This window comes from Chelativorans sp. J32 (assembly GCF_000518985.1).
GTDB lineage: Bacteria > Pseudomonadota > Alphaproteobacteria > Rhizobiales > Rhizobiaceae > Chelativorans.
In genome coordinates, this window is sequence record NZ_JAEQ01000017.1 from 62,602 (window position 1) to 84,139 (window position 21,538).

The 21,538-nt window shown below is 60.5% G+C and carries 20 protein-coding genes and 1 tRNA gene; 6 read left to right on the top strand and 15 right to left on the bottom strand.

The features are described from left to right. Positions 1–261 precede the first annotated feature (261 nt). From CHEJ32_RS0118850 to CHEJ32_RS0118860, 3 genes are all read left to right on the top strand, one after another. The gene (locus CHEJ32_RS0118850) at positions 262–747 is read left to right on the top strand and encodes a peroxiredoxin (RefSeq protein ID WP_028035180.1); all 486 of its coding nucleotides are present in this window, start codon (positions 262–264) and stop codon (positions 745–747) included. A 90-nt stretch (positions 748–837) separates the two neighbouring features. After that, complete coding sequence (locus CHEJ32_RS0118855; protein WP_051469761.1) at positions 838–2,094, top strand: M23 family metallopeptidase; 1,257 nt, start codon at positions 838–840, stop codon at positions 2,092–2,094. 138 nt (positions 2,095–2,232) lie between these two features. Continuing rightward, positions 2,233–3,441 (top strand): MFS transporter, encoded by a 1,209-nt coding sequence (locus tag CHEJ32_RS0118860; RefSeq protein WP_028035182.1) that lies wholly within the window; start codon positions 2,233–2,235, stop codon positions 3,439–3,441. 47 nt (positions 3,442–3,488) lie between these two features. Here CHEJ32_RS0118860 and tig read toward each other — a convergent pair whose 3' ends face one another. Further along, positions 3,489–4,919: a trigger factor gene (gene tig, locus CHEJ32_RS0118865; RefSeq protein ID WP_028035183.1), complete on the bottom strand. Its 1,431-nt coding sequence runs from the start codon at positions 4,917–4,919 to the stop codon at positions 3,489–3,491. 86 nt (positions 4,920–5,005) lie between these two features. Beyond that, positions 5,006–5,090: transfer RNA gene (locus CHEJ32_RS0118870), tRNA-Leu, on the bottom strand. Positions 5,091–5,434: 344 nt separating this feature from the next. Here CHEJ32_RS0118870 and CHEJ32_RS26865 point away from each other — a divergent pair. Continuing rightward, positions 5,435–5,575, top strand: a complete 141-nt coding sequence (locus CHEJ32_RS26865; RefSeq protein WP_084032860.1) for a DUF1127 domain-containing protein — start codon at positions 5,435–5,437, stop codon at positions 5,573–5,575. Positions 5,576–5,776: 201 nt separating this feature from the next. Then, positions 5,777–7,183, top strand: a complete 1,407-nt coding sequence (trmFO, locus tag CHEJ32_RS0118880) for a methylenetetrahydrofolate--tRNA-(uracil(54)-C(5))-methyltransferase (FADH(2)-oxidizing) TrmFO (RefSeq protein ID WP_028035184.1) — start codon at positions 5,777–5,779, stop codon at positions 7,181–7,183. Between the two features lie 6 nt (positions 7,184–7,189). Here trmFO and CHEJ32_RS0118885 read toward each other — a convergent pair whose 3' ends face one another. The 5 genes from CHEJ32_RS0118885 to yajC all read right to left on the bottom strand — a co-directional run bounded on the left by CHEJ32_RS0118885 (position 7,190) and on the right by yajC (position 13,282). Next, complete coding sequence (locus tag CHEJ32_RS0118885; RefSeq protein ID WP_028035185.1) at positions 7,190–8,965, bottom strand: DUF4153 domain-containing protein; 1,776 nt, start codon at positions 8,963–8,965, stop codon at positions 7,190–7,192. 114 nt (positions 8,966–9,079) lie between these two features. Next, positions 9,080–9,925, bottom strand: coding sequence for a phytoene/squalene synthase family protein (locus CHEJ32_RS0118890; protein WP_028035186.1), 846 nt, complete (start codon positions 9,923–9,925; stop codon positions 9,080–9,082). Between the two features lies 1 nt (position 9,926). Continuing rightward, a complete protein-coding gene (locus tag CHEJ32_RS0118895) occupies positions 9,927–10,316 on the bottom strand; it encodes an Mth938-like domain-containing protein (protein ID WP_028035187.1) in 390 nt (129 codons plus the stop codon). After that, positions 10,316–12,880, bottom strand: coding sequence for a protein translocase subunit SecDF (secDF, locus tag CHEJ32_RS0118900; protein ID WP_028035188.1), 2,565 nt, complete (start codon positions 12,878–12,880; stop codon positions 10,316–10,318). The genes CHEJ32_RS0118895 and secDF overlap by 1 nt, the downstream gene beginning before the upstream one ends. 66 nt (positions 12,881–12,946) lie before the next feature. Next, positions 12,947–13,282 carry a preprotein translocase subunit YajC gene (yajC, locus tag CHEJ32_RS0118905; protein ID WP_028035189.1) on the bottom strand — a complete coding sequence of 112 codons (336 nt, stop codon included), beginning with the start codon at positions 13,280–13,282 and terminating at the stop codon, positions 12,947–12,949. A 206-nt stretch (positions 13,283–13,488) separates the two neighbouring features. Here yajC and CHEJ32_RS0118910 point away from each other — a divergent pair, with 206 nt between their 5' ends. Further along, the gene (locus CHEJ32_RS0118910; protein ID WP_028035190.1) at positions 13,489–14,367 is read left to right on the top strand and encodes an ATP-binding protein; all 879 of its coding nucleotides are present in this window, start codon (positions 13,489–13,491) and stop codon (positions 14,365–14,367) included. A 22-nt stretch (positions 14,368–14,389) separates the two neighbouring features. On the opposite strand, the gene CHEJ32_RS28090 is transcribed toward CHEJ32_RS0118910, so the two are convergent. From CHEJ32_RS28090 to CHEJ32_RS0118950, 8 genes are all read right to left on the bottom strand, one after another. After that, positions 14,390–15,142 (bottom strand): M23 family metallopeptidase, encoded by a 753-nt coding sequence (locus CHEJ32_RS28090; RefSeq protein WP_051469762.1) that lies wholly within the window; start codon positions 15,140–15,142, stop codon positions 14,390–14,392. A 587-nt stretch (positions 15,143–15,729) separates the two neighbouring features. Further along, positions 15,730–16,380 (bottom strand): protein-L-isoaspartate(D-aspartate) O-methyltransferase, encoded by a 651-nt coding sequence (locus CHEJ32_RS0118920; protein WP_028035192.1) that lies wholly within the window; start codon positions 16,378–16,380, stop codon positions 15,730–15,732. Continuing rightward, entirely contained in the window at positions 16,377–17,135 is a 759-nt protein-coding gene (gene surE / locus CHEJ32_RS0118925) for a 5'/3'-nucleotidase SurE (RefSeq protein ID WP_028035193.1), read from the bottom strand. The genes CHEJ32_RS0118920 and surE overlap by 4 nt, the downstream gene beginning before the upstream one ends. Position 17,136: 1 nt before the next feature. Beyond that, the gene (serS, locus tag CHEJ32_RS0118930; protein WP_028035194.1) at positions 17,137–18,537 is read right to left on the bottom strand and encodes a serine--tRNA ligase; all 1,401 of its coding nucleotides are present in this window, start codon (positions 18,535–18,537) and stop codon (positions 17,137–17,139) included. 63 nt (positions 18,538–18,600) lie between these two features. Further along, complete coding sequence (gene tatC / locus CHEJ32_RS0118935; protein ID WP_028035195.1) at positions 18,601–19,473, bottom strand: twin-arginine translocase subunit TatC; 873 nt, start codon at positions 19,471–19,473, stop codon at positions 18,601–18,603. After that, the gene (gene tatB / locus CHEJ32_RS0118940) at positions 19,470–20,063 is read right to left on the bottom strand and encodes a Sec-independent protein translocase protein TatB (protein ID WP_028035196.1); all 594 of its coding nucleotides are present in this window, start codon (positions 20,061–20,063) and stop codon (positions 19,470–19,472) included. The genes tatC and tatB overlap by 4 nt, the downstream gene beginning before the upstream one ends. Positions 20,064–20,093: 30 nt before the next feature. After that, on the bottom strand, positions 20,094–20,309 hold the full coding sequence (locus tag CHEJ32_RS0118945) for a twin-arginine translocase TatA/TatE family subunit (RefSeq protein ID WP_028035197.1): 216 nt from the start codon (positions 20,307–20,309) through the stop codon (positions 20,094–20,096). 37 nt (positions 20,310–20,346) lie between these two features. Next, on the bottom strand, positions 20,347–21,450 hold the full coding sequence (locus CHEJ32_RS0118950) for an ABC transporter ATP-binding protein (protein ID WP_028035198.1): 1,104 nt from the start codon (positions 21,448–21,450) through the stop codon (positions 20,347–20,349). Positions 21,451–21,538: the final 88 nt, after the last annotated feature.

The following is a 21,538-nucleotide window of genomic DNA, read 5'->3' on the forward strand; positions in this document are numbered from 1 at the left end:
TCGGCGGCCGCGGCAAACGGAAGGCGGCGGCAGGCAGGCAGAAGGAAAACTCCCCAAGGGAGCTATTTCTTCCCGCCGGAAGCGCACCTTCTCATGCTCATCCGTTCCGTGCGCCACCAAGGTTCCCGTCAAAGTATGGACCGATCGAGGCGAATCCGCTTCAACCATTATATGCACGCCTCGGTCCCCTTTGGGGACAGGGTTTCAAAAGATCCAGAAATTTGTCGATTATGCGCCTAAGCAGGGAAGAAGGGTAAGATAATGGCCAGTGTGGAAAAAGGAGATATGGCGCCCGATTTCGAACTCCCTCGGGATGGCGGCGGCACGTTCCGGTTGTCCGAATTGCGGGGTAGGTCCGTGGTTCTCTATTTCTATCCCAAGGACGATACTTCAGCCTGCACCGCGCAAGCCATCGAGTTTTCAACCCGCAAGGGAGAGTTCGATGCGCTCGGTGTTCCCGTCATCGGGCTCTCCCCCGACACGCCGAAGAGCCACGACAAGTTCAAGGCAAAGCACGATATCACCATTGATCTCGTCGCCGACCCTGAAAAGAAGGTCGTCCAGGATTATGGGGTCTGGACCGAAAAGAGCATGTACGGCCGCAAATATATGGGCGTCGAGCGCAGTACATTTCTCATTGATGCCGATGGACGTATCGCCGAGGTCTGGCGCAAGGTCCGTCTCAAGGGACATCTGGACGAAGTGCTTGAGGCTGCAAGGAGGCTTCGGGGGGAATTTTCCGTGTAAGGGCGTAGGTTTGTTCAGCTCGGTAAGGATTTGTTAACCATATCGCGCTCTAGTCAGCTTCTCTAGGAATCTGCAACAGGCACGCGATCCGTGAAGCTGAAGAGAGGCAATCGTCGCTTCGACGGACAGGAAAAGCCCCTTACAATCATCTTGGCCCGCGGACAGAATGTCCGATATTGGATCCTCCGCCCCTGGATGCTTCTCGCCGGCGCTGCTGCGGCGTTCGGACTGGCGGCAGCCGGCGTGGCAGCCCCCTTCCTGTTGCTCTCCAGCCCGGCGAGTGAAGAGCCTACGGAGCTTCCCGCCCGAATGCAGCAGTCCTATGAAGACCGGATATCCTCGCTCCGGGCCGAGCTTGACCGTGTCACGCGAGATCAGAAATCCGATCAAAAAGCGCTGGAGCGCAAGATCACGGAATTGCTCGACCGCCAGGAGCGCCTGACATTGCGGCACAGCTGGCTAAGCCCGATTTTGGAGCGTGCGGAAGAGCTGAATACATCAGCCAAACCCATCCCGGTCCCTACCCCGCGTCCGCAGGTCCAAGAGCCAGCGGGAGAAAACCGGGTTGATCATACGACCATTACTGGCAGCGCCTTTGCGAGCATTGCCACGCCGAAAATTCCCTGGCCGGTCCGTAGCGAAAGGCCCTTCGACCAGCCGGATGAGCTGTTTCGCGCGCTCGACCGCTCCCTCCGGAGCCTGGAGACCGATCAAGCCGAACAAATCGACAGGCTCACCGAGGAGACCTATCGGAAGATCGACGCCATCGACGAGGCGCTTGGCTCGGCTGGGATCAAGATCAACAGCCGTTACGGCCAGAATGCAGGTGGTCCGTTCATCCCCATCTCGGGCTACCTTCCCATCGAGGAGAGAGCGCGTGGCCTTGATGAGGCGCTGAACAGACTCCAGGAGCTAAAGCGCAAAATCCGCTATATGCCTATTGCTCATCCCGTGCCCGGCGCTCACGTCACCAGCAATTTCGGGGCGCGGCGGGATCCCATTTTGGGGCGGACCGCTTTTCATGCCGGCTTGGATTTTCGCGCTTCCCCAGGCTCACCTGTCCGCGCGGCGGCTGCCGGCATTGTCGTAGAGGCGGGTTGGCAGGGCGGTTATGGCAGGATGGTGGAGATCGATCACGGCAATGGAATCAGAACCCGCTACGCTCATCTGAGCAAGGTCTTGGTGAGCGTGGGTGATCGTATAACCAATGGCGGTATCATTGGCCAAGTGGGCAGCAGCGGGCGTTCTACAGGACCGCATCTGCACTACGAAGTCCGTCGCAAAGACGCGCCGGTAAATCCGCGTAAGCTTATCAAACTCGGCGAACATTTAGCCAAGTTGCTTTAGCTGTCCCGCAGGTTCAAAAAATGTGCTCGGAACTGTCGAGTTTGGATCCGCTCCAGCGTCCTTGATCCGAACCGGCCTGTGCACATGTGACGCGTCGTACAGGACTGAAGCCGGGCTGAGCGTCACGAGGGACGTAATATGAGCCATTCCTATCGCTGGGTAATCGTCGGCGCAGGTGCGCTGATGGGGTGCGTCGCCATTGGCGCGATGTTCTCCTTAGCCATATTCCTCGAGCCGATTGGAGCCGAAACGCTTTGGTCCCGTGCGGGCATTTCGAGCGCCATGACGCTCAACTTCCTTGTCATGGGCCTGGGCGGCTTTGCCTGGGGAGCGGCGAGCGATCGTTTCGGAGCACGTATCGTGGTGCTGATTGGATCGGCACTTCTGGGGCTCGCCTTGGTTCTTGCGAGCCGAGCTGCCTCACTTCTGGAATTTCAGCTAACCTACGGTATTCTGGTTGGACTGTCCGCCAGCGCCTTCTTCGCGCCGATGATCGCGGCGACCACAGCCTGGTTCGAGAAGAACCGTGGTTTGGCCGTTTCGCTTGTCTCTGCTGGAATGGGGATGGCGCCGATGACGATCTCGCCGCTCGCGCGCTGGCTGATCTCCGCCTATGATTGGCGCACCGCCATGTTCCTGATCGGGGTCTTGGCCTGGGTGCTTCTTCTGCCGACGGCCCTCCTCGTTCGTCGTCCGCCTGTTTCCGCCCGGAATGCCCACTCTTCCGAACCCTTTCCGGAAAGTGGAGGGAAGTCGGTGGGAAAAGCGCTGCGATCACCCCAATTTCTCGTGTTGGGGCTCACTTTCTTTGCTTGCTGTGCAGCGCATTCGGGCCCGATCTTCCACATGGTGAGCTACGCGATGGTGTGTGGTGTCGCGCCGATGGCAGCCGTCAGCATCTATAGCGTCGAAGGTCTGGCCGGTCTGGGCGGAAGGCTTCTCTTCGGTGTTCTGGCAGACCGGATTGGCGTAAAGCAGATGCTTGTTGCCGGCCTTCTCGTGCAGGCGGTCGCGATCAGCGCCTATCTCTTCGTCAGCCGGCTTGAGGAGTTCTATCTCCTGGCCATGATTTTTGGGGCGGTTTATGGCGGTGTCATGCCGCTCTACGCTGTGCTTGCTCGCGAATATTTCGGCCAGCAGATCCTGGGGACGGTGCTCGGCGCGGCGACGATGCTATCCAGCATCGGGATGGCCTTCGGGCCGCTCGCAGGCGGCTGGATCTTCGATACCTTTCACAATTATGCGTGGCTCTTTATCGGCTCGGCCATGGTCGGCCTCGGTGCTGCGGCCGTTGCCCTTGCCTTCCCGCCATTGCCGCGGCTGAAGGTTCAGCCGGCACAAATCTGAGCGCAACAAAAAACCCCCGGCAAGCCGGGGGTTTTTGGTTCGGAAGCTTATTCGGCAGCGTCTTCCTTTTTCGCTGCCTTTTTCTTAGCGGCAGCCTTCTTCTTGGTTGCGCCCTCGGCCTTCTTTTCCTGGCCTTCGACCTCGTCCTCGGCGAGGAGTTCGTCGCGGCTCACCTTTTGGTCGGTGACATCAACTTGCGAAAGCAGCTGATCGACCACCTTTTCCTCGAAGATCGGCGCGCGGATAGAAGCAAGCGCCTGCGGGTTCTGGCGATAGAAGTCGTAGATTTCCTGCTGCTGGCGTGCTGGATAGCGGCGGATCGTCTCGATGAGAGCCCTTTGCATCTCGTCGTCGGAAACCTGGATATTGGCTTCCTCTCCGATCTGCGCAAGCACAAGGCCAAGGCGCACGCGGCGCTCCGCGAGACGCTGGTATTCCTCACGCGCCTCCTCTTCCGTCGTGTCCTCGTCTTCGAACGTGCGCCCGGCAGCCTCGAGGTCACGCGTTACCTGCGACCAGATATTGTTGAACTCCGCCTCGACCAGCTTGGAAGGAGCTTCGAACTTGTAGCTCTCATCCAGTGCATCCAGCAATTGACGCTTCGCCTTCTGACGCGTCATCTGGCCATACTGGCTCTCGAGCTGGCTGCGGATGATCTCGCGCAGCTTCTCCGCCGATTCAAGGCCTAGCTTCGTGGCCAGTTCGTCGTTGATGGTGAGTTCCTCGGCCGCTGCTACCTGCTTGACCGTGATGTCGAACTCAACCTCTTTGCCGGCCAGATGCTGCGCTGCATAAGATTCCGGGAACGTGATCTTGAAGGTTTTGGTATCACCGGCCTTCAGGCCGACGAGCTCGTCCTCGAAGCCCGGTATGAATTGGCCGTGACCAATCACGACTTCCGAGTCATTGGCCGAGCCGCCCTCGAAAGGCTCACCGTCGAGCTTGCCGACATAATCAATGGTGACCTTGTCCCCGTTTTCGGCCTTCCCGTCCTTCGGCTCATAGGTGCGGACAGAATCAGCGACGCGCTTGACCTGCTCCTCCACCTCGTCCTCCGGCACGTCATAGACCGGCCGGTTGATCTTGATGCTGGAGAAATCCTTGATCTCGATCGGCGGGATCACCTCGTACGACAGGGAGAACTCGAAGTCCGCCGCTCCGGCGAGCACCTTCTCAGCTTCCTTCTCGTCCTCGGTCATCGTGATTTCCGGCTGCATGGCCGGCTTCTCGCCGCGATCGGCAAGGATGGTGCGCGAGGAATCATTGAGGATCTCGTTCACCACCTCGGCCATGAAGGACTTGCCATACATGCGACGCAGGTGCTGCACAGGCACTTTGCCGGGCCGAAAGCCCTTGAGCCGTACTTTGTCCTTAGCCTCGTCCAGGCGCGCCATGAGGCGGGCCTCCATGTCCTTGGCCGGCACGGTGACCTTGATCTCGCGCTTAAGACCGGAATTGAGAGTCTCGCTAACCTGCATTCAATAAAACCTTCATGTTCACTCGCGCCGGCTGCTCCACAGCACCTCGCCGCTGAGCCCGCCGAAAATTCGTATCCGGGGTGGCCTGGTGCGGGTGGAGGGACTTGAACCCCCACGGCTTTCGCCACCAGAACCTAAATCTGGCGTGTCTACCAGTTCCACCACACCCGCTTCGATGGCCGGCGCCCTCGAAAGCGCGGGGTTCTATATCATCTGGACTGCGGCTATCAAAGGAAATTTGCCTCCAGGCAATTTTTTCCTGAGGTCTCGGCCTTCAATGTGCTCTCGGCCGCTCTTTGACGAGGCGAGATCCTTTGCTGGAACCATTCCAAATTCATCTGACCTCGTTAACGAAGATGGCAGAACCAAGCCGCATTTCGACCGGTCTGTGGCAGTTCTATGGTGCAATGCACAATATGCATTGCTGCCATGCAACATTCGCACTTCCGGAAGCGCAAGAGCGAGACTATCTAAGCCTCACAAGAACGAACGAACCGAACGAAACGAGCAAGACGATGAACCTGATCCGCAACTATCGTAACTGGCGCCGTTACCGGCAGACGGTTAACGAGCTGAGCCGCCTCTCCAACCGCGAGCTCAACGACCTGGGTATCTCCCGCAGCGATATTCCCTACGTCGCCCGTAAGGCGCTCTGATGTAGAAGAGTTTCGTCGGGGTATCCTCCTCCCACCCCGACGGATAACGACCGGCTTTCTCCTCCTCCCGAAACGCCGGTCGACCTAAACGACACCCGCCGGACCTCCTCCCCCGGCGGGTGTTGTTTTTTGTTTGTCGCACTCGATTGTCCGGATCCCATTCACGTTGCATTGATGTCCGGTTCGGCCTATTTCCATCGCATGACGATGAAATCTATCCATGTAATCGGCGGCGGGCTTGCGGGCTCAGAAGCTGCTTGGCAGGCGGCTGAGGCAGGCGTGCCGGTCGTTCTGCATGAGATGCGGCCCGTGCGTGGCACAGACGCGCACAAGACCGACAGTCTGGCCGAACTCGTCTGTTCCAATTCCTTCCGCTCCGATGATGCCGAGACCAATGCGGTCGGCCTGCTTCATGCAGAGATGCGGCTTGCCGGTTCCGTCATCATGCGCGCCGGGGACGCCAACCAGGTGCCCGCCGGTGGGGCGCTCGCGGTGGACCGCGAGGGTTTTTCCCAAGCCGTGACACAGGCGCTGGAGGCGCACCCGCTGATCACCATCGTTCGCGAAGAGGTGACGGGATTGCCCCCGGAAGATTGGGATCAGGCCATCATCGCCACAGGCCCCCTCACTGCGCCATCGCTTGCCGAAGCCATTCGCGAAGCCACCGGCTCGGAAGCGCTTGCCTTCTTCGATGCGATCGCGCCGATCGTGCATTTCGATTCAGTCGATATGAATGTCTGCTGGTTCCAGTCACGGTACGACAAGGTTGGACCGGGAGGAACGGGCAAGGATTATATCAACTGCCCCATGACCCGGGAGCAGTACGGCGCTTTCGTCCAGGCTTTGCTCGATGGTGAGAAGACGGCTTTCAAGGAATGGGAAGGCACGCCTTATTTCGACGGCTGCTTGCCGGTCGAGGTGATGGCAGAGCGCGGTGTCGAGACACTGCGCCACGGGCCGATGAAGCCCATGGGACTCACCAACGCGCACAAGCCCGACGAGAAGCCCTATGCCGTCGTTCAGCTCAGGCAGGATAATGCGCTTGGCACGCTGTATAATATGGTGGGTTTCCAGACGAAGCTCAAATATGCCGAGCAGGTGCGCATTTTCCGCATGATCCCGGGACTGGAAAATGCCGAGTTTGCCCGTCTCGGCGGCCTGCACCGCAACACATACATCAATTCTCCTGCCCTGCTCGATGGCACGCTGCAACTGCGGAATCGCGCCGGTCTGCGCTTCGCAGGACAGATCACCGGTTGCGAAGGCTATGTGGAGAGTGCTGCCATGGGGCTGATGGCAGGGAGGTTCGCCGCGGCGGCGCGGCTTGGCCGCACGATCACGCCACCTCCCGCGACAACGGCCTTCGGCGCTCTGATCAACCATATCACCGGCGGGCACATTCTTTCCGAAGACGAGCCGGGAAAGCGTTCCTTCCAACCGATGAATGTGAATTTTGGCCTTTTCCCGCCCGTCGAGCTTCCCCGATCGGACGGGAAGCGGCTGCGCGGCAAGGAGAAAACGCTGGCCAAGAAACGTGCCATTACGGCCCGGGCGTTGAACGACTGCCGTGACTGGCTCAGCATCCCAAACCGCGCGGCTGCCGAATAGCCGGTTTCACCGGACCCGTTCAGTCCAATCCTGCGCCCGTAGGAGCACCGCTGCCTGCAGGTTCTGCAGACGCGAAGGCTCATCGATATCTGCATAGATGTAGGAAGGCAGGAGGAGTATCCGCCGGCCGGCCGTTTCGAGAGACAGCTGCGCTGGCTCGTTGCTCGCGCTTTCCCGGGCCATTTGTTTTATATCCTGGGCAGGGATCTGGAACCGTGTTTGTTCCTCACCCCTGGTAATGATGATCGCATCCGGCGCCAGAGTGAGGTCCAGCCTCGGTCCGGAAGGCAGATTGATGGAAACGGCAGAATCAGCGGCGACAGCCAACGAGACGTTCTGGGCGAGGATGTCGAAGCCAGCTACAGCGAAGATCACCGGATCGGAGCCCGATACAAACGAGAATCCGCTCGGTCCCTCGCTCGGCCGCGCCGGGTCCAGCCCCCAAGCCAGCGCGGTTGCGCGGTAGCCTTCATCCGGTTTGCCAGAGATATCGGTACCTTCGTGCGCAACCAGTCGAAGGGCCCTGTGATTGTTCAGAAATTGCAGGGCGGCAAGTGCTTCGTCGTGGCGCTTACCGTCCAGCGGCGGGTTTCCGACGATGGCAAGGAATCGGTTGGCCTGGCTCGAAACGGAAACACCCACGGCACCTTGAGGTCCGAAGCTGGCCAGAATGAGCGCGACAACCGCCAGGCCGGCGATCACCCGAATATCGCCGCGCAGGCGCATCCAGATCTGGATCAGCAGAATAAGAGCGGTCATCACGCCGAAGAGACCGAGCAAGTAGCGTTCCGGCGTGAAGCCGTAATTGCTCACCCGCACCCCGAGCGCATAGAACAGCAGGATGAGTGGTATCGGCAGGAGAAAAGGCCAATACCGCAGGAAGAATCGCGTGGGCGCGCGGGCGCGATCGAAGAAGGGATTGATGATCAGCAAAGCCCCGAAGATGCAGAGTCCATAGACGAGCACGAGCCAGCCGATCTGTCCTTCCGGGACCTCGCCGGTGATCACGATCTTCAAAGCGTAGAGATGCAGGATTACTGCGTAGACGATGAGAAGCGGCGCGGCGATAAAGTCCCCAAGCGCCTGCATCCCTCGATCCATGAAGCCGGCCATCACGTCATTCGGCTCTCCGTCGAAGCGGTCAGGGATCTGGCCCATTGCGAAGAGCGGTGCAGCGAACAGGCCGGTAAAGGTCCACACATAGGCGTAGAGGTCGTTAGGCACCGCAAGGCGGAAAAGAGCGGTGAGGCTCGCCAGTATGGCCGAAATGCCCCCTGCAAAAAGCAGGAGGGCCAAGCCTCCCAAAAAGGCAGCGAAAGCCAGTTGAGCCGAAAACATCCAGAACGAATCGCTTGTTCCCCGCCCGGCGTAAGGCGCGACGAGCACGAGGCCGATCAGCGCCAAAAACAACGTCCATTCGGTTGCAAGGAATATCTGGGGAAGAGCGAGCAGGGCTGCGGCCACGCAACCGGCCACCAAGCCGATACCAACGCGGGAAGCTGAAGAAAGGCCCCGCCTCTCGCCGAAGAGGGCTGCTGCAAGAGATGCGAGCGCCGCACCTTCGAGGCCGAACACAAGGTCGATTTCCGGCACGCCTGGCTCTGCTTGAAAGCGGAACAGATGAATACCCGCAATCAAAAGGCCCGCCTGTATTGCCGCGGCTGCGAGAAACAGGGAGGGCATGGGAAAGCGAATTAGAGCCGCACGCAACCCGGTGAGCATCTCGAGGGTGACGTGCCTCCAGCCGCCCTTGCCGTTGTTAACTTCCGTCAGCGACGCCATCCCCGAATCTCCTGCGTTTGAAAGAGGCTAATGAAAACGGCTGAACGAGCAACAAAACCGAGGCCGAATTTCGGCCTTTGCGGGTCCGCGGGCGCAAGGTTGTAGAAAACGAGGTCACCAACCGCGCATTGCGTATCTTAACAGCAGCCAATGCTTACGCAGGGCCGAAAGGCGCACGCTTTCCTCAAGCGGATCCACTGCTCCGACCTCGATCCGTTTGAAATAAGCATCGGTCAGTGCGAGCGGCAGGTAAGCGGGACGAAGGGATGCAGGCAATTCCCCTGCCCCGCGCATGAATGCATTCAGATGTTCGCGCCCAAGTGCAACCATGGCGGCCACAGCTCGCGCAGCACCGGCACGATCCTCCCCGGAGATGAGGTCCTCACGCGAGGCTCCTGCCGCGCGCAGCAGGTCGAGCGGGATATAACATTGTCCTCGGCGGCGGTGGAGAGGCAACAGCCTGAGGAGTCCCACAATCGCCTGTGCACACCCGGCATGGCCGGCCAAGGCTGCGGTGCCGCTCGCGTCCTTCGGGTCCAGGACAAGCGCCGACAGCTGGATCAGTGCCGAGGCTGTCTCGCCGCAATATCCTTCAAGGTCTGTGCGCGTTGGCATCGGATCGTCATAAAGATCGAAGATTCGCGCCTCGATCATGTTCCGGAATGTTTCGACCGGAAGCCGGTGGTCGCGGATAGCATCGAGTAGCGCGATCGCGATGGGATGGCCTGCTGCGGCCGTCGTGCTCTGTGCATTGCCGAGCACGTCACGCCACCACTGCAGGCGTATCTCGCCGGGAAGGGGCTGGCTTATGCGATCGCGAATCGCGGCGATCTCCGCGTTGAAGGCATAAAGGGCAAGAAGAGCTCCCCGTTTCTCCGCCGGTGCGTAGAGGGCGGCGAGGTAGCGGTCTGAATCGGCCTGGCGGACAAGCGCGGCCGCCTCGGTTTCGGCCGGCGACATTTTATTCGACGGCAATCAGGGCTGCCGCTACCGCCCTATCTTCAGCCAGCAGCACGTTGAAAGTACGCACTGCCGCGCCCGTCGACATGATCTCCACGGCCAGGCCCGCCTCCTTCAGCTGCGCGCGGAGCTCTCCGGGCAGCGGCTTGAGGGTCGCGCCCGTTCCGACGAGCAGGATCTGGATATCAGCGGCTTCTTCTGCAGCTCGCTTGAAATCATCCATGCTCACCGAGGACACATTGTCGGCAGACCACCCGTAAATGCCCGACGGCAGGCAAAGCAGCGACCCGCGATGAGACATGTCGGCAAAGCGAAAACCGCCATTGCCGTAGGCATCTATTGGAGCGCGGCCCGGATAATGGGCCGCGCGTATCTGCAATCCGCTCGTCATCAGCGCGTCGGAACTTGTCCTGCCGTATCGCTTCCCCCGGCTTCTACCTCAACAACCGGTCCAGTAGTGGGGCGGAGCCTGAACAGGATAAGGATCGGAGCAGCCACGAAGATCGAGGAGAAGGTTCCGATCACAACGCCGAAGAGCATCGAAGCCACGAAGGAACGGATGACCTCTCCGCCGAATACGAACAGCGAAAGCAGCGCGAGGATGGTCGTGATCGACGTCATGGTCGTGCGCGACAGCATCTCGTTGTCCGACAGGTCCAGGAGCTGGCCCAAGGGCATCTTCTTGTAACGCCTCAGATTCTCCCGGACGCGGTCATAGATGACCACCGTGTCGTTCAGTGAGTAGCCCACGATGGTAAGGATTGCCGCCACTGTCGAGAGGTCAAACTGGAGTTGCGTGACGACAAGGAAACCGAGTGTCAGGAGCACGTCATTGATTGTGGAAGCAATCGCCCCCAATGCGAAGTGCCACTCAAATCGGACCCAGACATATATCAGGATGCCGCCCAACGCTGCGAGCACACCCATGATTGCAGTCCACACCAACTCACCGGAAACGGTCGGACCGACCACCTCGGTGCGCCTTATATCGTAATCTGCTTCGAGGGCCGCCCTCGCTTCCCGCACGATGCTGTCGCCGGATTCCGCACCGGTGTCCGGGGCGATGCCAAGCCGGATCAATGCGTCGCTCGGGTTGCCGAAGCCCTGCACCTGCGCTTCGCCAATACCTGCTTGCGAAAGCCGCTGACGTATGTCGCCCGTATCCGCTTCGCCGGATTTTGCACGGACTTCAATGATCGTGCCACCCGTGAAGTCGATCCCAAAATTGGGTCCCACGGTGAAGAGGAGCACTACCGAGGCGACAGAAAGCGAAAGCGATAGGGCAAAGGCCTGCAGCCGCACCCGCATGAAGGGGATGCGGGTTACTTCCGGCACGAGGCGGATATAGCCGCGGGGCAGCTCCTTCGGGCGGCTGCGGCGAAGCCATTCTGCCGTCAGCCAGCGCGTCAGCGTGAACGCCGTGAAGACGGTGGTGATGATGCCGATCGCCAGTGTCACGGCGAAGCCGCGCACCGGGCCAGAGCCGAGGAAGAAGAGCACGACGGCCGCGATCAAGGTCGTGATGTTGGAATCGATGATCGTCGCCAAAGCTTTTTGGAAGCCCTGATCGAGGGCTTGGACCAGCGAGCGCCCCTGTCGTCGCTCCTCGCGAATGCGCTCGTAGATCAGCACGTTGGAATCGACCGCCATGCCTACCGTGAGCACGATACCGGCGATGCCGGGCAGCGTCAGCGTCGCCCCAAGCACTGACAGTATGGCGATAATCAGCACCACGTTCGCTATCAGCGCGATATTCGCTATGAATCCCAGGAACCCGTAAGCGGCGAACATGAAGACGACGACTAAGATGGAGCCAATGATTGCGGCCATCTTTCCGGCGTCGATAGAGTCTTGTCCCAGGCCGGGCCCAACCGTCCGTTCCTCAACGATGTTGAGATCGGCGGGCAATGCGCCTGCGCGCAGAAGGACCGCAAGGTCGTTCGCACTCTGTACGGTGAAGCTTCCCGAGATCTGGCCTGTGCCCCCCAGAATCGGTTCGCGGATCTGGGGCGCCGAGATGACATGCCCGTCCAGGATGATTGCGAAGAGTCGTCCGACATTCTGCTGCGTAGCCTGCCCAAACCGGGTCGCTCCCCTCGTATCGAAGCGGAAGGTCACGACCGGTTCGTTGGTGAGCTGGTCGAAGCTCGTCTGGGCATCCACCAGGTTTTCACCGGAGACTATGACGCGATCCTCGATCAGGTAAGGAACAGGCGGATTGTCCCGCGAATACATAACGGTGGTGCCTGCCGGCGGGCGTCCCTGGATCGCCTCCTGCACCGGCACAGACTGATCGACCATCTGGAAGGTGAGCTTGGCCGTGGTGCCGAGGATATCCTTCAGGCGTTGCGGATCCTGCAAGCCCGGCACCTGAACGAGAATACGATCGTCTCCCTGGCGCTGGATAATAGGCTCGGTGGTGCCGAGTTCATTCACGCGGCGACTCACCACCTCGATCGACTGGGTAAGTGCGCTGGAGAGACGATATTGGATGCCGGCGTCCGTAAGGGTCAGCCGCAGCAGCCCAGGCTCCGGCTCCGTCATCTCCACTTCCTGAATGGCGCTCGTGCCGAGGAGGCCGCCTGCGACCGGCTGAAGCAACTCGGCCAAAGCCTGCTTTGCAGATTCCACATCAGCCGCATCGCGGACGCGAACCTGCACGAAATGGCCGGAGGAAGAAAGGCCCGTGTAGCCGATCCGCTTGTCGCGCAGCAATCTACGCACGTCGTCGCGCGTGCTTGCCAAACGCTCATTGACGAGCTGATTTCGATCGATCTGGAGGAGGATATGTGAACCGCCCTGCAGGTCGAGACCGAGCGTCATCGGGCGTGTCGGCGCCCAGCTCGGTAGCGAGTTCAGCCATGATTGCGGCATCACGTTCGGCGCGGCGTAGGCAAAACCCAAAGCCACGACAAGCCAGATGAAGAAGGACTGCCAGCGCGAGAAATGTAGCATGTTATCTCTTGTCGTTGGGGGCGGCCCTTCCCCTAAGGCCGCGCCCGGTATCCCGCTTCTTGCGGGCTATTTAGCGGTCTTGTCGGTTGCCGCCGGTTCACCCTTCACGCGCACATCGGCCAGCATGGAACGCAGTGCCGTGACCTTTGCTCCGCCGAGGTCGATCTCCAGCTCGTTATCGTTGATGACCTTGGTCACCTTGCCGACGAGCCCGCCACCCGTAACGACCGTGTCTCCGCGCCGCACATTGGCGAGCATCTCCGCGCGCTTTTTCATCTGCTGGCGCTGCGGCCGGATAATGAGAAAATACATGATAACAAAGATCAGCACAAAAGGCAGGATGCTGACCAACATATCCGGTGCTCCCGCCGCTGCCTGGGCATATGCCGGTGTCACAAACATGAACCACTCCTGAGATGCAGAGGCTGAGCGCCAGCCCGAAAGAAAACTGCGCGGAATATAGATGTTCGGCCTCTGTTTGCAACCGCTTGCCGCGGTTGCGCACGTCTTAGAAGAAGAGCGTACCTTTGGCCCCTCCCCGGCTTGCAACGCTTGCCTCCTTATGGAAGAACCGTACCGTACGGTACGGTATCACCAGGGGTGATCACATGACTGATAATACTTTGGAAGCGTTGAACCAGAAGCTGGACCGGTTGATCGAGGCGGTTTCCCGGCTTTCCCCGCCTTTAGCGCCAGAGCCGCATTTTGCTGAGGCGGATTGCTTTGTCTGGCAAGCAGAAACGGGAACGCTTCTTCCCGTTCCGCGCGTCAATCGGGTCGATATCACCCTTATCAGGGGCGTCGACCGCGTACGCGACATCCTGCTCGACAATACACGCCGTTTCGCGGCGGGTTTGCCTGCCAACAATGCCCTTCTGTGGGGTTCGCGCGGCATGGGGAAGTCCTCGCTCGTCAAGGCCGCCCACGCGGAGATCAATCGGAGCCAGCCGGATGGCGAAGGCCGACTCAAGCTTGTGGAAATCCATCGCGAGGATGTCGAGAGCCTGCCAAAACTGATGCTCCTCCTCAGGGAGGCTCCGTATCGCTTCATACTCTTCTGCGACGACCTCTCGTTCGATCATGACGACACTTCCTACAAATCACTGAAAGCCGCGCTGGAAGGCGGCGTCGAGGGAAGACCGGACAATGTCATTCTCTACGCAACATCGAATCGACGACATCTGCTGCCGCGTGACATGATCGAGAATGAGCGATCGACGGCGATCAATCCGTCGGAAGCGGTGGAAGAGAAGGTGTCGCTATCGGATCGATTCGGCTTGTGGCTCGGTTTCCACAAATGCTCTCAAGACGAATATCTTGAAATGATCGAGGGCTATGCGCGCTATCACGATCTGCCGATCGAAGCAGAAAGGCTGCGGGCGGAAGCGCTTGAATGGGCCACCACGCGCGGAAGCCGGTCTGGGCGCGTGGCATGGCAATTCATCCAGGATCTCGCAGGCCGTCTTGGCCAGACCCTGAAGGTGTGAACGGCGGTCCGGTGGACCGCCCTCACCTCAGATAGGACATCGGATCGACGGGGCTGGTTCCCTTACGCACTTCGAAGTGCAGTTTGGGCCGGTCTGCGTCGCCGGTCATGCCGGACAGTGCGATCTCCTGACCGCGCTTCACTTGGTCGCCACGCTTCACCTTCAGTTGCGAAGCATGGCCGTAGACGGTAACCAGGCCGTCCTCATGGCGTACAAGGACCGTGTTGCCGAAGCCTTTCAGGCCGTCGCCGGCATAAATGACGACACCATTCTCGGCGGCGTGTACAGAAGTTCCTTCAGGAACAGCAATGTCGATACCATCACTTTTCCGGCCGCCGCTGCTGCCGAAATTGCTGATCACGCGGCCTTGTGCTGGCCAGCGAAGACGACCCACCCCGGTCGCTTCGGGGGGCAGAGCCGCAACCTGGGTCTGCTCCACGGCTTCTACGGCCTTCGGCTTCGATTCGGTCGGCGGAGTATAGGCGACGACCTTCGGCTCCTCGGTCACTTCTAGCTTCGGAGCCGATGCCACCACTACCGGTTCTGGCGCGGGCTTGGGGGCTTCAACCACTTTGACAGCGGGTGCGCTGACGGCTTTCACCTGTTCCGGCTTGGCTGCGGGCGAAGCGGCGGCGGCCATGGTTGTCCCGCCCGGGACGACCAGCTTCTGACCGATTCTGATCGAGCCATCTGCCAGCCCGTTCGCCTCTTTCAGCGCGCTCACACTGGCGCCGGTTTTGCGCGCGATTCCGTAGAGCGTGTCGCCTGACGCCACGACATAACTACCACCAGATGCAGCTCCCGATGGGCGGCTCGGCTCCTGCGCCCTAGGCGCCTGGGGCACCATTGCCACCTGCCGCGGCTGCTCTGCGGGCGTCGCTACGGTTGGAGCGCTTGCCTGCTGAGCACCACCACCGGGCGGCGGAAGCGGCGCAGACGATATTGCAGCTGAAGACGCGGGCGCCGAATAGGTAGCGGCGCTGTAGGTCGGAGCAGCCGGCGGCGGAAGCGAAGTGGCGGCGGAAGAGGACTGGAGGATGCCGCCCCCGCCCACCTCGGCCTTCGGCCTGATGATGCGTACGTCACCCGGATAAGGCTGATTCGACCGAGCGACCGCGACAGGGGCGGCGGTCGAGTTCGTCGTAAGACCGTCGGTTAGGTTTGCAACGCTGCATCCCGCTGCCAGAGATCCTATCAAGAGTATCGCCGCACCCCTGGCCAGCGACGTCTTGTACTGTGGCATGATTCCCATTGGCATAAGGCTATCCGCGCATTCCCGTTGACCCAGTCCGATTAAAGCGCGTTAATCTTACCGGGCAGTTAAGCCTCGGAAATTTCAAGCCAGTATTTCGCCGGACCTGGTCAAAGGGCCTGCGCTACGCCCTTGATCAGCGGCTGTAGTCTCACAGGCTCCAGATCAACGCGCTCGAATCTGCTGCCGATCTTAGTGAACCTGGTCATTATCTGCACATCATCGCCTGGTCCCAGTGGGGCAACCATGACGCCGCCGCTGGCGAGAAAGTCCACAAACCGCCTGGGAAGCTCCTCGAAGGCCGCCCAAACCACGATTCGATCAAAGGGGCCGTCGGCCGCGCCCTCGGTGCCGTCCGCCTGTTTCACGATGATGTTGGAAAGACCAAAAGCTTCGTGGCGCTGGCGCGCCTGCTCGCAAAGCGTCTTATAGCGATCCAGCGTCAAAACTCGGTCGGCGAGCCGTGCCATGATCGCCGACGTGTAGCCGGAGCCAGTTCCGATTTCGAGCACGCGGACGCCAGGCTTCAAATCCAGCGCATTGAGGACGGCCCCCTGCAGGTCGCAGGGCTCGAAGGATTCCCCGCACTCGATCGGGAGGGTTCTGTTGGACCAGACCCATTTCTTCCATTCGGCCGGCACGAAAGTGCTGCGCGGGATGGCTTCCATGGCGGTAAATAGGTCTTTGGAATCGATGCCGCGCGCGCGCATACGCAGCATGAAGGCGGCGAACCCTTCGCGCTCCCCCTCGCCTGCCGTCATGCGAGGGCCTTTGCCAGCCGATCGCGCATTTCATGCGCTGTAAGGTCGAGATGGAGCGGAGTGACGGAAATATAGCCGTCGCGGATGGCCGCCTGGTCTGTTCCCTCCCTAATCTCCGCTTCCTGTCGCCCGAAACGGAGCCAGTAATAGGGAAAGCCCCGCCCGTCGCGGCGTTCGTCCACGGAAAGCCCGTGAACGAGCCTGCCCTGCGAGGTGACCCGCGTTCCCTTCACCATGTCCGGTGCACAGCGCGGGAAGTTGACGTTGAGAAAGACGCCTTGCGGAAGCTCGGTGCTGACGAGCTTCTTTAGAAGAGCAGGCCCGAGCGATTCGGCCGTGTCCCAATGGACCGTTCGCATGTCATCGGCGAATGAATAGCCCTGGCTGAGAGCGATGGAGCGGATGCCGAGCAGCGTGCCCTCCATGGCGCCTGCGACGGTCCCTGAATAAGTCACGTCATCGGCGACATTGGTGCCGCTGTTCACGCCTGAAAGGATGAGGTCCGGCAGGCGATCCATCACCTTTCGGACGGCCATGATCACGCAGTCCGTCGGCGTGCCGCGCAGCGCAAAATGCCGGTCATCGATCCTGCGCATGCGCAGCGGCTCGGAAAGCGACAGCGAATGCGCAAAACCGGACTGATCGGTTTCCGGGGCGACGACCCAAACATCGTCCGACAATGTCCTGGCTATCCGCTCCAGGACGGCAAGGCCCTCGGCATGCACGCCGTCGTCATTCGTGAGGAGGATCCGCACGTCAGCCCCTCGCGGCTTCGATCTTCTTCAATCCTCCCATATAGGGCTGCAGGATTTCCGGAATACTAATGCTTCCATCCTCGTTCTGGTAATTTTCCATTACCGCGATAAGAGCCCGGCCGACCGCCACGCCTGAGCCGTTCAAGGTGTGGACGAAGCGCGGCTGTTTTTCTCCAGTGGAGCGGTAGCGTGCATTCATGCGCCTTGCCTGGAAGTCGCCGCAGACCGAGCAGGAGGAAATCTCGCGATAGGTCTTCTGGCCGGGCAGCCAGACCTCGATGTCGTAGGTCTTCTGAGAACCAAACCCCATATCGCCTGTGCAAAGGACGACCGTGCGGAATGGCAACCCAAGCCGCTTCAGAACCTCCTCCGCGCAAGCCGTCATGCGTTCATGTTCCTCAAGCGAGCTCTCTGCATCGGTAATGGATACCAACTCCACCTTATAGAACTGGTGCTGGCGCAGCATTCCGCGCGTGTCTCGCCCCGCTGAACCGGCCTCCGAGCGGAAGCAAGGGGTCAGCGCCGTGAAGCGCAGCGGGAGTTTTTCGCCATCGACGATTTCCTCGCGCACGAGATTGGTAAGCGGAACCTCAGCCGTAGGCACAAGCCAGCGTCCTTCGGATTGCATCGCCGCCGTCAGCGCAGTCTTGAATTCGGGATGAAGCGGATCGGGGACCTGCGCCAGCGCCGCGGACATCACGTCACGCAGGCCGTCGGTCGAATGAGCATAGAAAAGATCGTCCGCAAATTTCGGCAGGTTGCCTGTGCCGAACATGGCATCGCTTCTCACCAGCAAGGGCGGCTGCACCTCGGTATAGCCGTGCTCACTCGTGTGCAGGTCGATCATGAATTGGCCAAGCGCACGGTCCAGGCGAGCAAGTTGTCCGGAAAGCACCGTGAAACGAGCGCCGGAAAGCTTGGCCGCTCTCTCGAAATCCATGAGGCCGAGCGCCTCGCCGAGCTCGAAATGCTCCTTCGCCCAGTTGGGCTGGCGTGGCTCCCCTACTCTGCGGATCTCCACATTGCCGCTCTCGTCGGGGCCAACCGGAACGTCGTCGCGAGGAATATTCGGAATCCGTGCGAGAAGATCTCGGAACCTGTTGTCGAGCTCCCGCTCCTGTGCCTCACCATCCTGGATGAAGCCTTTGAGCTCGGCAACCTCGGTCTTCAGCCGCTCGGCCGTCTCCTTGTCGCCGGCCGCCATCGCGCGGCCGATCTCCTTGGATGCGGCGTTACGGCGCTCCTGAGCTTCCTGAAGCTTCGTGAGGTGGATGCGACGGGTCTCGTCCGCGGCGATCAGCGTCTTGACCGTGGATCGCGCCTCGCTTTCTTCCTGTCCCCGCCTTGTGAGTGCGAGCACGAGCGCTTCATTGTTCTCGCGAATCCATCTGATGTCGAGCATGATCAATATCCGGGTGTGAATCAGGGCCTTCGGACCACCCGGAGGAGATTCAAGCCGAGGAGATCAGGCCGAGCCCGCGCTCGTTCCCGCATCCGCTGGGGCCGACGCGTCGTCTTCCGCCGCTTGCGCGGCTTCGGCTGCCAGCCTCTCTTCCTCGCGTTTGCGCTCCACCATCCGGGCGCTCCAGATGGAGACCTCGTAGAGAAGGATGGTTGGAAGCGCAAGACCGATCTGGCTTACGGGATCAGGCGGCGTCAGGACTGCTGCAACCACAAAGGCGGCGACGATGGCCACCTTGCGCTTGTTCGCAAGCGCTTGCGAAGAAAGCAGACCGACCCTCGCCAGCAGCGTTGTCACCACCGGCAACTGGAAAACCAGTCCGAAGGACAGGATCAGCGTCATGATGAGGCCGAGATATTCGGAAACGCGCGGCAGCAGCGATATCTGAATCTCGTTGTCCGGTCCCACCTGCTGCATGGACAGGAAGAACCACATCACCATCGGCGTGAAGAAGAAATAAACGAGCGCTGCGCCGAGGAGAAAAAGAATCGGCGAGGCGATCAGGAACGGCAGGAACGCCCGCCTTTCATTGCGGTAAAGGCCCGGCGCCACGAACTTGTAGATCTGCGTGGCGATCATGGGGAAGGCAAGCACCAATCCTCCGAACATGGCGAGCTTGATCTGCGTGAAGAAGAACTCCTGCGGGGCCGTGTAGATGAGGTCGACCTGCTCGGAGTTCAGCCCGGCCCAGCGCGTCGCCCATTGGAAGGGGATCACCAGGAGGTTGAAAATCTCGCGGGCGAAGAAGAAACAGACGAGAAAGGCGATAAAGAAAGCGCCAATCGCCCAGATCAACCGCGACCGCAATTCGATGAGATGTTCGATCAGCGGCGCCGAGGATTTTTCCACCTCGTCCTCGTCTTGCCCTGCACTCACTGAGCAGTTCCTGTCGTCTTTTTCTTGCGCGGAGATGGCTTCTTGACCGGCGCAGATACCTGCTTGACCGGCGTCTTCCTGGTGGAGGCGGATCGTGCCTTCGGAGCCTTTGGCCTCGCCGGCGGTTCCGCAGGCTGACTTGGCTCGGTTGCCGCCGCGATCTTCGCCTCGGAGACGCTCGCGGCTGATGTCGCGGCGGGTGGCCCGTCAGGGCCCGGTGGAACCGGAACTGTCGCGCCGTTCTTCAACGGTTCGGCCGCAGGCGTGCTCGGGGCTACCGGCTTTGGCTTGGCAGCCTCGCTGAGGCCACTGCGGATTTCGCGGCCGGCCTCCTCCAGCGGAGACAGGTGCTTTCTGATCTCCGCTCGAGGGTCGAGCTTCTTCACGTCATCGACGAGATTCTTGACGTCCTCGAGCTCAGCTTCGCGCAGGGCTTCGTCGAACTGACGCCGGAAATCCCCTGCCATCGCACGCATCTTCGCCGTCGTACGGCCGAAGCTGCGCAGAACGCGAGGCAGATCCTTCGGCCCAACGACTACGATCAGCACGATCGCAATGACAAGTATTTCGGACCAGCCGAGCTCAAGCATCGCCAATCTTCCAAAGAACTGCGAAGAGGCTTAGGACTTCGTGGCCTTCTGCTTCACGTCGCCCACCGGCTCATCGGCGCGGTGCTCCACCGTTTTGGTTTCTTCGGCCTCGTCACTCATTCCCTTGCGGAAATTCTTGATGCCCTTGGCCATGTCGCCCATCAACTCGGGGATCTTGCCGCGGCCGAACAGAAGCAGCACCACCACGAGCACGATGAGCCAGTGCCAAATCGAAAAGGAACCCATGATAGATCTCTTTACGCGTTAGAGTTCGTTACCTGATTTATGCGCTTTTACGCCGTGTTTCAAACACTAGTACGTCACTGGGACGAACATTCATCCAGATGTCACGGATGCCCGGAGAAAGCTGTCCCGCACGCACACGCGCCCTGACATGCTCCTCCGCCCCCGGAACAGCGAGCTCCAGGAGCTCAACAACGCCCAGAAAACGGCGGGAAATCACTCTGGCTTCCACCCCACCGCCCTTCTCCGCCACATCGAAGCCCGAGAGCCGGATCGCGACCGTGACCGCCTCGCCGTCTTTTCGGCCGGGTGCGGCAAATTGGCCGACCGGGGTATCGGCGCGTCCATTTTGTACCCGGCAATCGAACAGATTGAGCTCGGAGAAGAAACCGGCCGCGAAAAGGTCCACTGGCCTGAGGTAAAGTTCTTCCGCCGTTCCCACCTGTATGAGCCGGCCGCCTTTCAGAAGGGCTATGCGGTCACCCATCCGCATGGCTTCCTCGGCATCGTGCGTGACGACAATCGCCGTTGCTCGGCTTTGCCGCAAAATCGAAAGCGTCTCCGCCCTCACCGTGTCCTTTAGCCGGGAATCGAGGCCGGAAAAGGGCTCGTCCATCAAAAGAACCGTGGGGCGCGGCGCAAGGGCCCTGGCGAGGGCCACCCGCTGCTGCTCGCCGCCCGAGAGGAGATGCGGATAAGCGGAAGCATAACCTTCGAGCCCCACGCGGGCGAGCGCGATCATGGCTTCCCGTTTGGCCTCCTCGCGCGAGAGCGCCGTCAGCCCAAAGCGGACATTGTCCAAAATGCTAAGATGGGGAAAGAGCGCGAAATCCTGGAAGACGAGGCCGATCGAGCGCCGCTCCGGCGGAAGAAATAGGTCGGGACCGGCGATCTCGCGATCGTTCAAGAGAATGCGGCCGGATGTCTGGGCCTCTATACCGGCTGCGATCCGCAAAAGCGTTGTTTTGCCTGATCCCGAGGGACCGAGCAGACAAAGCACCTCGCCCGGTTCGGCCACGAGCGATACCTGGTCGAGAATCGTTTGGCCCGCGGCAAAGCGGTGGCTAATGGAATCAAAGGCGAGTCGTGCGGCAAAGGTTACGCCAGCGGTCACCCGCGCGGGCTTTTCCAAGGTTTCGCTCATCTATGACGTTCTCATCTTCCCCGTTGCCCGGGTAGCCTAAGGCTGCAGCGTCGGCTCGAAAATCGAGATCGGCTTCGCACGTGCGACG